This is a genomic window from Nocardia asteroides (assembly GCA_019930625.1).
Classification (GTDB): Bacteria; Actinomycetota; Actinomycetes; order Mycobacteriales; family Mycobacteriaceae; genus Nocardia; species Nocardia sputi.
Genome location: CP082844.1, coordinates 2760238 through 2772847, shown reverse-complemented (window position 1 = coordinate 2772847; position 12610 = coordinate 2760238). Strand labels below are relative to the sequence as shown.

Annotated in this window: 1 protein-coding gene (cut by a window edge); it reads right to left on the bottom strand. The window is 68.7% G+C overall.

The genetic code is table 11. From position 1 onward, the window contains the following. Positions 1–12610, bottom strand: the start of a protein-coding gene (locus tag K8O92_12605) for a non-ribosomal peptide synthase/polyketide synthase (protein ID UAK34603.1). Its footprint begins 31460 nt before the window's first position; only the first 12610 of its 44070 coding nucleotides appear in the window; it begins with the start codon at positions 12608–12610; its stop codon lies off the left edge, out of view.

Here is a 12610-nt window from a genome sequence, read left to right as displayed (position 1 = left end):
GCCGCGTGCCGAGCTCGGCCTTGACCGCCTCGACGTCCACCACCCGGTCCGGGTCCGTCACCAGGTAGGCGACCAGCTGGTCCCCGGTCCGCTCGTCGGTGCGCACCACGACCACCGCCTGCGCCACCGATTCCAGCGCGGTCAGCGCCGACTCGATCTCACCCAGTTCGATGCGCAGACCGCGCACCTTGACCTGGAAGTCGGTGCGGCCCAGGTACTCCAGCTCACCGTCTTCGGTCCAGGCCACCAGGTCACCGGTGCGGTACATGCGCGCACCGTCACCGAACGGGCTGGCGACGAACCGCTCGGTGGTCAGGTCGGGCCGGGTGACATACCCGTAGGCCAGCTGCGCGCCGGCCAGATACAGCTCGCCGGGCACGCCGACCGGAACCGGCCGCAGGCGCGAATCCAGCACGTACACCTGCGTGTTGAACACCGGGGCACCGATCGGCACGGTCACGGTGTCGGCGTCGTCGACCTCGTGGAAGGTCACCTCGACACCGGCCTCGGTGGGGCCGTACAGGTTGTGCAGGCGCGCGCCGGTGAGTTCGCGCATGCGCTGCGCGGTCACCGCGGGAAGGCCCTCACCGGAAGCGAAGACGTTACGCAGGCCGACACATTCGGCCGCGCGCGGTTCCACCACGAACAGCGACATCATCGACGGCACGAAGTGCGCCGTGGTGATCCGCTCCTCGATGATCAGCTGCGCCAGGTAGGCGGGGTCGCGGTGACCGTCCGGCTTGGCGATCACCAGCCGGGCGCCGACCTGCAAGGGCCAGAAGAACTCCCACACCGACACGTCGAATGTGGCCGGGGTCTTCTGCAGCACTACGTCGTCGACAGCCAGGCCGTACTGGGCATGGCCCCATACCAGGCGGTTGACGATGGCCGCGTGCGAAACCGCCACACCCTTCGGACGACCGGTCGATCCCGACGTGAAGATGACGTACGCGGTGTTGCCGGTGCGCAGCGGCCGGTGCCGGTCCGCGTCGGTGACCGGCTCGGCGGAGTATCCGGACAGATCCAGCTCATCGATGCGCACCTGGCGGGCCAGCGTGACGTCCAGGTCCGCGCCAGAGGTCAGCACGCAGACCGGTCGGGCGGTGTCCAGGATGTGCTCGATGCGCTCGGCCGGGTGATCCGGGTCGAGCGGCACGTAGGCGCCGCCCGCGACGGTCACCGCGTACATGCCGACCAGCAGGTCGAGCGAGCGGCGCATGCCCAGGGCCACATAGGATTCGGGGCCGACACCGTTCTGCTTGAGCCAGCGCGCCAGGCGGTGCACCCGACTCGCGAACTCGGCGTAGGACAGACTCGTCCCCTCGAAGGTGAGCGCGATCGCGTCCGGCGTGCGCGCCACCTGCGCCTCGAACAGCGAGACCAGCGTCGCGGCGGCGTCGCCGACCGGCGAGGTGAGTGCGGCCTCGACCGGGAATTCGGTGTCGTTCCACCGCTCGATCACCAGCGAGCGCTCGGCGTGGTCCAGCAGGTCGATGTCGCCGAGGACGACCGAAGGATCGGCGGCGACGCCGCGCAGCACACGCACGAAGCGCGCGGCGAACGCGTCCGCGAACGCGCCGTCGAACAGATCGGTGGCGTAGACGAGTTCGGCGTCCATCGCCGATGCGGCGCCGGGCACCTCGCTGAGGGTGAGTTGCAGGTCGAACTTCGCCGTCGGCTGGTCGATACCCAGTTCGGAGACGGTGAGGCCAGGCAGCTCCAGCGCGGTCCTGCCGAGGTTCTGGAACGACAGCATCACTTGGAACAGCGGATGGCGTGCCTGCGAGCGGGCCGGGTTGAGTACCTCGACCAGCCGCTCGAACGGGACGTCCGCATGCGCGAACGCCTGGAGGTCACGCTCGCGGACCTGGACGAGCAGGTCGGTGAACGACGTGGCGGTGTCCACCTGGGCACGCAGCACCAGGGTGTTGACGAACATGCCGACCAGATCATCGAGCGCCTGCTCACCGCGACCGGCGACCGGAATGCCGATGGCGATGTCGTCGGAGCCGCTCAACCGCGCCAACAGCGTGGCGAACGCGCTGTGCACCACCATGAACAGCGTGGTGCCGCTCGCGTGCGCGACCCGGTTCAGCTCGTCGATCAGCTCGCCCGGCACGCGGAAGCGGCGGGTGCCCGCCACGTAGGAGGCGACGGCGGGCCGCGGACGACCGGGCAGGCGCAGCTCGTCCGGCAGGCCGGCGAGCGCGCCGCGCCAGTAGTCGAGTTGCTCGGAGAGCAACGAGGTCGGATCGTCCTCCGAACCGAGTGTCTCCCGCTGCCACAGCGCGAAGTCCACGTACTGCACCGCCAGCGGCGGCCACCCCGGCTCGGACGCCGAGGTCCGCGCCATGTAGGCGGCCATGAGGTCACGCACCAACGGACGCATCGAGAAGCCGTCGGCCGCAATGTGGTGCACCACCACGACCAGGACGTGGTCGTCGGGAGCGAGCCGGTAGACGCGCATGCGCGTCGGCCGTTCGGTGGTCACGTCGAAGCCGCGTTCGACGAAGCCGTACAGCAACTCCAGCAACCGGCCCTCGGCCACCTCGACCACGTCCAGCTCAGGGATGGCCTTGGTCGCGGGCAGCACCCGCTGATAGGCGACACCTTCGCGTGACGGGTAGATGGTGCGCAGCGATTCGTGGCGCGCGATCACATCGGCGATCGCGCCGCGCAACGCGTCCACGTCCAAGGCGCCTTCCAACCGCACCGCGGCCGGGATGTTATAGGTCGCCGACGCCGCGCCCGGCGCGGCCGACCCGCTCCCGATGTCGAATCGGTTGAGGAACCATATGCGCTGCTGCGCCAGCGACAGCGGCGGATACTCGGGACGGACCTGTGCCGTGATCGCTTGGCGTGCACCGGTTCCCGCGTGCGACTCGACCCGCGCGGCCAACGCGCCGACGGTGGGCGCTTCGAACAGCGCGCGCACACCGATCTCGGTGTTCAGCGCAGCGCTGAGGCGGGCGGTCACCTGGGTGGCCACCAGCGAGTTGCCACCGAGCTCGAAGAAGTCGTCGTCCACGCCGACGCGCGGCACGCCGAGGAGCTCGGCGAAGACCTCCGCCACGATCTCCTCGATCGGGGTGGACGGGGCGCGGAACACTTTCGCCTCGAACACCGGCGCGGGCAGCGCCTTGCGATCGAGCTTGCCGGAGGCGTTCACCGGGAACGCGTCCAGCACGATCAGTGCGGCGGGGACCATGTAGCCCGGCAACACGGCGTCCAAGGCGGCCTTCACCTCGTCGGTGTCGACCGTCGTCTCCGGTTCCGCGACCAGGTAACCCACCAGTTGGTCACCCGCGTGCGCGTCGGACCGCAGTACCACCACCGATTGGGCGATACCCGGCTGCGCCAGCAGCGCGGCTTCGATCTCACCCAACTCGATACGCAGACCGCGCAGCTTCACCTGGAAGTCGGTGCGGCCCAAGTATTCCAGCTCGCCCTCGCCGGTCCAGGAGACGAGGTCGCCGGTGCGGTACATCCGGTCACCCGGCGCGCCGTACGGATTGGCTACGAACCGATCCGCCGTCAGATCCGCACGGCCCAGATAGCCGAGCGCCAGCTGATCGCCCGCGAGATACAGCTCACCCGCGATACCCGGGGCCACCGGGTGCAGACGGCTGTCGAGCACGAAGACGCGGGTGTTCCACACCGGACGTCCGATCGGCACCGTCACCGTGTCCGCTTCCGTCGCTTCGTGATATGTCACGTCGACGGCGGCTTCGGTGGGTCCGTACAGGTTGTGCAGCCGGGCGCCGGTCAATTCACGCAGGCGTCGTGCCGTTTGCGCGGGCAGCGCCTCGCCGGAGGCGAAGACCTGCCGCAGCTGGGGCGCGGGCAGCCCGTCTCCGTTCCCGTTGCCGAGCGTCGAGACGAAGACCGAGAGCATCGACGGCACGAAATGCGCTGTGGTGATGTGCTTCTCGGTAATGATCTGGGACAGATACACCGGGTCGCGATGGCCGTCCGGGCGAGCGACGACCAGCCTGGCGCCGGTCTGCAACGGCCAGAAGAACTCCCACACCGACACGTCGAACGTGGCGGGCGTCTTCTGCAGCACCGCGTCCTGGGGACCGATGGGGTATTCGTGCTGCATCCACAGCAGCCGGTTGACGATCGCGGCGTGGCTGACCGCCACGCCCTTCGGGCGTCCGGTAGAACCGGACGTGAAGATGACGTACGCGATGTTCTCCGGCCGCAGCGGCTGGATGCGCTCCTCGTCGGTGATCGGCGCGCCGCCGGCCGCGGCGAAGCCGGGCAGCCCTTCGATGCCCTCCACGGAAAGCACCGTCACCTGCGGCTGCGGATCGAAGCCGAACCCGTCCGCGGAGCGGTACAGGATCATCCGCGGCCGCGCGGTCTCGATGATGTAGTTGACACGCTCGGCGGGCTGGTCCGGATCCAGCGGGACGTAGGCCGCGCCGGTCTGCACCACCGCGTACATCGCGACGACCAGTTCGGTCGAACGCCGGATCGCCAGCGCCACCAGCGATCCCGGGCCGACGCCCGCGCCGATCAATTGCCTTGCGATGCGGTTGGCCCGCTCGCTCAGCTCGCGGTAGGTCAGTCGCTCGTCTTCGAAGTCCAGCGCGATCGCGTCGGGGGTCGCCGCCACCTGCGCGTCGAACAGCGAGACCAGCGTCTCGGTGGGTACCGGGTGCGCGGTGTCGTTCCAGTCGATGAGCACCTGCGCCCGTTCGGTGGGCGCGATCAGGTCGATATCGCCGATCGGCAAGTTCGGATCGGCGGTCACCGCGGCGAGGACGCGATCGAGCCGCCTGGCGAACGCGGCGACGGTGGACTCGTCGAACAGATCCAGGGCGTAGGAGAACTCGGCCGACATACCCGCCGGGTCGCCCAGTTCGTCCTGGGTCTCCGAGAGAGTCAGCTGAAGGTCGAACTTGGCCAAGCCCGCGTCGTAATCGATGCCGTTGACCGAGAGACCCGGCAGCTCCAAGCTGGCCTGCCGAGTGTTCTGGAAGGTCAGCATCACCTGGAACAGCGGGTGACGCGCCTGCGAGCGGGCCGGGTTGAGCACCTCGACCAGCCGCTCGAACGGCACGTCGGCGTGCGCGAACGCGTGCAGGTCGGTCTCGCGGGCCCGGGCGAGCAGATCAGCGAAACTTGTCGCGCCGTCCACCTCGGTGCGCAACACCAGGGTGTTGACGAACATGCCGACCAGGTCGTCCAACGCTGCCTCACCGCGACCGGCAACCGGGGTACCGATCGCAATGTCGCTGATGCCGCTGGCTCGGGCCAGCAACACCGCCAGCGCGCTGTGCAGCACCATGAACAACGACGCGTTGTGCCTGCGACCCAGCTCGATCAGGGCATGCTGGGTCTCGCCGGCGATCACGAACGGGTAGGTTCCACCGCGGTAGGAGGCAACGGCGGGGCGCGGCCGGTCGGTCGGCAAGGTCAATTCATCGGGTAGACCGGCCAGTTCGCGCGTCCAGTAGCGGATTTGCTTGGAAATCAGCGAACTCGGATCGTCTTCGGAACCTAGCACCTCGCGCTGCCACAGTGCGTAGTCAGCGTACTGCACTGGCAGCGCCGACCAGGCCGGCGCCTCCCACAATGTGCGGGCGGCGTAGGCCACCATGACGTCGCGGGCCAGTGGGCCCATCGACCAGCCGTCGGCCGAGATGTGGTGCACCACCATGCCGAGCACGTACTCGGTCTCGCTGATCTCGAACAGCCGGGCGTGCAGCGGCACTTCGCTGGTCACGTCGAACGCCATCGAGGCCAGCTCGACCAGGTGGTCGATCAGGTTGTGCTCGGTCACCGGCACCGGGGTCAGATCTGGCACGATCTGCGCGGCGTCCAGCACCACCTGAACTGGGCCGGTCTTGGTCTCCGGGAACACGGTCCGCAGCGACTCGTGCCGGTCGATCACGTCGATGACCGCGACCTGCAACGCGGCGATGTCCAGATCCCCGGACAGCCGGATCGCGATCGGAATATTGTTGACCGCCGATGAGGTGTCGAAGCGGTTGAGGAACCACATACGCTGCTGTGCCAGCGACAGCGGCACCTGCTCCGGACGCTGCCGCGCGATCAGCGCCTTCCTCGCGCCGTCACCGACATGCGACTCCACTCGCGCTGCCAGCGCCGCGACGGTGGAAGCCTCGAACAGCATCCGCACCGGCACCCTGGTGTCCAGCGCGATGCCGAGGCGGGAGGCGACCTGGGTAGCGATCAGCGAGTTGCCGCCGAGGTCGAAGAAGTCGTCGTCCACGCCCACCCGAGAGATGCTCAGCACCTCACCGAAGATCTGCGCGATGATCTCCTCGATCGGGGTGGTTGGAGCGCGGAATTCGCGCACCTCGAACACCGGGGCGGGCAGCGCTTTGCGGTCCAGCTTGCCGTGAACCGTCAGCGGGATTCGCTCCAGCGCGATCAGCACAGAGGGCACCATGTAGGCGGGCAACGAACCCGACAAGCTTTCACGCACCGCGTTGACATCCAGCAGCGTCCCGTCGGGCACGATGTACCCGACGATCCGATTGCCGAGCCGCTCGTCCGTGTACACGCTCACAACCGCGTCCGCGACCGACTTATGCGCAACCAGTGCGGCCTGGATCTCGCCGAGTTCGATGCGGAAGCCGCGCACCTTCACCTGGTCGTCGGCGCGGCCGAGGTATTCCAGCTCGCCGAAGCGGTTCCAGCGCGCGAGGTCACCGGAGCGATACAGGCGCCCGCCCGGCGCGTCGCCCATCGGATCGGCGACGAAGCGGGTGGCCGACAGATCGGGACGGCCGAGATAGCCACGAGCCAATTGCCGGCCCGCCACGTACATCTCCCCCGCGACGCCGACCGGCACCGGGCGCAGCCTGTTGTCGAGCACATACACCCGCAGACCGGCGATCGCGCGGCCGACCACGCTGCCGGAGGCCGCGGCGATGGTCGCGGCGTCCAGAGCGCGGTAGGACACGTGCACCGTGGTCTCGGTGATGCCGTACATGTTGACCAGCAGCGGCCCGTCCCCGGACGTCGCGCCGGTGCCGTCGCCGTGGCGCGCCACCCAATCCGAGAGCCTGCGCAGCTCCAGCGCCTCACCGCCGAACACCACGTAGCGCAGCGCCAGCGGCGCGACATCGGGCGCGGCGTTCCGGTCGGCTTCGGCCAGTTGGTAGAACGCCGACGGGGTCTGGTTGAGCACCGTGACGCGTTCGGCACGCAGCAGTTCCAGGAACTGCTCCGGCGAGCGCGAGGTGTAGTAGTCGACCACGACGAGGGTGCCGCCGAACAGCAGCGGGCCCCACAGTTCCCACACCGAGAAGTCGAAGGCGTAGCTGTGGAACAACGTCCACACATCGTCGGGACCGAAACCGAAGTCGCGGTCGGTATTCGCGAACAACCGCACCACGTTGCGGTGCGCGACCGCGACGCCCTTCGGGCGGCCGGTCGAGCCGGAGGTGTAGATCACATACGCGACATTGTCCGGCGTGAGCGCGGCGTTGCGGTCGGCATTCGTAATCGGGGCGTCGTCGGCGTCCTCGACATTGCCGGCCTCCACCGCGAACCCGTCCAGCACGACAGCGGGCAGCCCAGCGGGCACCTCGACCTGCACCGTGGAGTCGAGCACCACACTCGTGGGCCGGGAATCGGCGAGCACGTAGGCGATGCGCTCAGCCGGATAGGTCGGGTCCACCGGCACATAACCCGCACCGGTCTTCACCACAGCCAGCAACGCGACGACGAGGTCCAGCGACCGCGGCAAAATCACCGCGACCAGCCTCTCCGGTCCCGCACCGTCACTGATCAACCTGCGCGCCAGTACATTCGCGCGCCGATCCAACTCGGCATAGCTCAGCGTCTCCACGCCGAAACGGGCCGCGACCCGATTCGGGTGCGCGGCAACAGCCGCGTCGAACAACCCGACCAGCGTGATATCCGGATCGGCGAACACACCCGCGACGCTCTCGGCCCCGGAGGACACCCAGCGCTGCGACACATCCAGCCGCTCGCCCTCGCCGAGCAGATCGATGTCACCGATAGCAACCTGCGGATCGTCGACAACCTCACACAGAACGCGCACAAAACGATCAGCGAACGCAGCCACCGTCTCCGAATCGAACAGCTCGGTCGCGTAGGAGACGACCGCGCCCATGCCCGCGGGCTCGCCGTTCGCGCCACGCTCCTCGGTGACCGTCCACTGCAGGTCGAACTTGGCGATGTCGACCTCGAGCTCGTCGGCGGTGACCGACAGCCCGGGCAGTTCCAGGGTCGCGTGCGACATCTCCTGGAACGACAGCATCACCTGGAACAACGGGTGACGCGCCTGCGAGCGGGTCGGATTGAGCACGTCCACCAGCCGCTCGAACGGCACGTCGGCGAACGCGAACGCGGCCAGATCGGCTTCTCTGGTGCGGTCGAGGAACTCGGCGAACGGCTCGCTGCCGTCCACCTCCGAACGCAGCACGAGAGTGTTGACGAACATGCCGATCAGGTCGTCGAGCGCCTGCTCGCCACGTCCGGCGACGGGGGTACCGATCGCGATGTCGCTGGTGCCGGACAGCCTGGCCAGCAGGACGGCCAGCGAGGCGTGCACGACCATGAACAGGCTGACGCCTCGAGCGCGGGCCAGCGCGGCCAGCCGCCGGTGCAGCTCGGCGTCGATATCGAAGCTCACCCGGCTGCCGTGGAAACTCTGCACTGGCGGGCGCGGACGGTCCGCCGGCAGGTCGAGCTGATCCGGCAGGCCGGCCAGCGCCCTGCGCCAGTAGGCGATCTCGCGCGCCGCCATGGACGCGGGATCGGCCTCCGCGCCGAGCAATTCGCGCTGCCAGACGCTGTAGTCCTGGTACTGCACCGGCAGCGGCGCCCAGCGGGGGGCCTCGCCCGCGGCGCGGGACAGGTAGGCGGCCGAGACGTCGCGCGCCAGCGGGCCGAAGGAGAAGCCGTCGGCCGCGATGTGATGCACGACGAACGCCACCGCGTAGTCGGCGACGCCGTTGCTGCTCCCGCCGGTGACCGCGAACACCCGCACGCGAATCGGCAGCTCACGCGAAACATCGAAACCGCGCGAGGCGAATTCAGCGAGCGCGCCGTGCAATTCGGCCTCATCGATGGGCTGCACCGCGATGCCGAGGTCGACCTGGTCGACCGGCAGCACCTGCTGGTAGCCTCCGCCGTCGCCGGATTCGGGGAAGATCGTGCGCAGCGACTGCTGCCGCTGCACCACGTCCAGCAGCGCCGACTGCAACGCCTCCAGGTCCACCTGGCCGCGCAACCGCACCACGAACGGCAGGTTGTAGGTCGGCACGGTCGGGTCGAACTGGTTGATGAACCACATGCGCTGCTGCGCCGGCGACAACGGCACCCGTTCCGGGAGCTGCTGGGCCACCAGCGGCGGACGCGATTCCCCGACAGGTACGGCGTTCTCCGCGCGCGCCGCGATACCGGCGACGGTCGGGGTCTCGAACAACGCGCGCACCCCGATCTTGGTGCCGAAGGCCGCGCCGATGCGTGCCACCACCTGGGTGGCGACCAACGAGTTCCCGCCCAGGTCGAAGAAGTTGTCGTCGATGCCGACGCGATCCTGACCGAGCACGTCGGCGAAGATCCCCGCCACGATCTGCTCGGCCTGGGTACGCGGCGCACGGAAGCCGCCCGCGTCGGCGGTGAACACCGGCTCGGGCAGGGCCTTGCGGTCCAGCTTGCCGCTGGTGTTGAGTGGGAAGGCGTCCAGCACCATGATCGAGGCGGGCACCATGTAGCTGGGCAGCTTCTCGGCGGCGAACCTGGTCAGCTCCACCGGGTCCACGGTGTGGCCGGGAGCCGGGACGACGTAGGCCACCAGCTGCTGACCGGTCGCCGTGTCGACGACCAGCACCACGGCCTGGCTGACCGCGGGATGGGCGAGCAGATCGGTCTCGATCTCCCCCAGCTCGATGCGCTGGCCGCGGAACTTGACCTGGAAGTCGGTGCGGCCGATGTATTCCAGCGTGCCCGCTTCGTTCCACCGCACCAGGTCGCCGGTGCGGTACATCCGCTCGCCGTCGTTCGACAGCGGGTTGGCGACGAAGCGGTCCGACGTCAGGTCGGGACGGCCTCGGTAGCCGCGGGCGAGCTGACGTCCGCCGAGGTACAGCTCGCCGGGCGCGCCGATCGCGGCCGGACGCAGCCGCGAATCCAGCACGTAGACCTGAACGTTCCACTCCGGGATGCCGATCGGCACGGTCACCGTGTCGGCGGCCGTGGCCTCCCAGTAGGTCACCGAGACCGCGGCCTCGGTGGGGCCGTACAGGTTGTGCAGGCCCGCCGGAGCGGAGCCTGCGGAGCGACCATCGAGCGCAGCGGTGATCTCTCTGAATTTCGCGGCAGTCTCCGGCGGCAGCGCCTCGCCGATCACGAAGACCGCGCGCAGCGTGGCGCATTGGGCCCGGGTGGCGTGCGCGACGAACACGGTGAGCATGGACGGGACGAAGTCGGTCACGGTGACCCCGTGCCGGGAGATCATCTCCGCCACGTACAGCGGGTCGCGGTGCCCGTCCGGCGACGCGATGACCAGTTTCGCGCCCACCAGCAGCGGCAGGAAGTAGCCCCACAGCGACACGTCGAACGTGGTCGCGGTCTTCTGCAGGTACACGTCCGCCGCGGTCAGCCGGTACTCGTCGAGCATCCACAGCTGCTGGTTGACGATCGCGCGGTGGGTGACCGCCACGCCCTTCGGGCGGCCGGTCGATCCCGAGGTGTAGATGACGTAGGCGGTGTTGTCCGGGCGCAGCGGCGCGAGGCGGTCGGCGTCGGTGACCAGGGCGGGCGAGTACGCCGAGGTGTCCAGGGTGTCGATCTCCACCCGGCGCACCGACTCCGGCAGCTCCAACTCGTCGGCCGACAGCGTCAGCACGCACACCGGCGCGGCGCTGTCGAGGATGTAGGCGGTGCGCTCGGCCGGGTGATCCGGATCGATCGGCACGTAGGCGCCACCGGCTTTCAGCACCGCGTGCATGCCGATCACCAGCTCCAGTGAGCGGCGCATGCCCAGCGCGACCAGCGATTCCGGGCCGACGCCGTCGGCGATCAGGAAACGGGCCAGCCGGTTGACCCGCTCGTCGAACTCCGCGTAGGTCAGCGTCGCGCCCTCGAAGTCGAGCGCGATGTTGTCCGGGGTCAGCGGCATCTGCGCGTCCAGCAGCGCCGCGAGCGTGGTATCCGGGACGTCCTGCTCGGAGTCGTTCCACTCCAGCAGCGTGCGGTCGCGTTCGTCGGCGGTGGCGACCGGCAGGTCCCACACCGTGTCGTCCACGCCTGCGGCGAGGAAGCGGTCGAAGAACTCGAGGAAGCGGCTGTGGTGGCGGCGCGCCTCGGCCTCGGTGTAGAGGTTGGGGTTGGTCTCGAAGTCGATGTGCGAGCGGGTGCCCGCGACCGACTGGTAGAAGTTGACGCCCAGGTCCTCGATGCTGCCGGTGGACAGCACACTGAGCCGGCCGACCATCGGGCCCATCACCAGCTCGTTGTGGAACAGCATGATATTGACCCACGGTCCGAAGAACTCCGTGGTCACCACACCGTCACCGGCCGCGTCACGGCGGATGTCCTCGTGCCGGTAGCGCTGGTGGCGCAGTGCGCCGGAGACCTCGACCTGCACCTGCTTGAGCAGCTCGGACACTGTCGTGCCGTGGCCCACGTGCAGCCGCAGCGGCACGATGTTCGACGAGACGCCGCCTGAGCGGCGCATGGCAGCGGTGGTGCGCGCGGTCACCGGCAGGCTGAGGATGACGTCCTCGACGCCGTTCCACTGCGCCAAGTACGCGGCGAAGCCCGCGAGCAACAGACCGGCGGGCGAGGAATCGTACCGTGCGACGGCCGCATCCAGCTGGACGTTCTGCTCGTCCGACAGGGCGGCGCTCACGACGCCGTTGATCGCGGCAGGCGGCGCGGAACGGCCCGTAAGGCTGGTGCCTCCCTCCAGCCCTTTCACACGTTGCGCCCAGTACTCCTTGTCGGTGACGAAGCGGGAGCTTTCGCGGTAGGCGATCTCCTGCTCGTAGAGCGTGCGCAGGTCGGTCGCTTTGGATGGAGCGGGTTCGGTGGCGTTGACATAGGCCGTGTACAGCTCGGCGATCCGGTTCACGTATGTCATCGAGCCGAAGCCGTCGATCGCGATGTGATGCGCCCGCGAATACCAGTACCAGCGGTCGTCGGCCAGGCGCAGCGCGGCGGTCTTGATCAGACGGTCGGCGGTCAGGTCCAGCGGATGGCTGTACTCCGCGCGCATCCATGCCAGCGCAGCCGCGTCCGGATCACCGGCGCCACGGAGGTCGACATACTCGAGCTGACGGGCCTCGGCGATGCTGCTGTCGACGAACTGCAATGGTTCACCATCGCGCTCGGTGATGCGCAAGAAGAGCGAACCCAGTTCGTGTGAGGCCTGGATGATCGCGCGTTCGAGACTATCCAGATCCAGGTCGCCGTGCAGGTCGACGTACTGCGCGATTGTGACCGGCACCTGCGGGTCGACATGCTGCGCGTACCAGATACCCCGCTGAGCGGGAGACAACGGGAAAGCGCCGGACAACCCGGGTTCTACCCCGGAACCCGCGTGTGCCCGTTCGCCACCAGTTTCGCCGTTTCCGCCGAAATCCAGCCGGTCCAA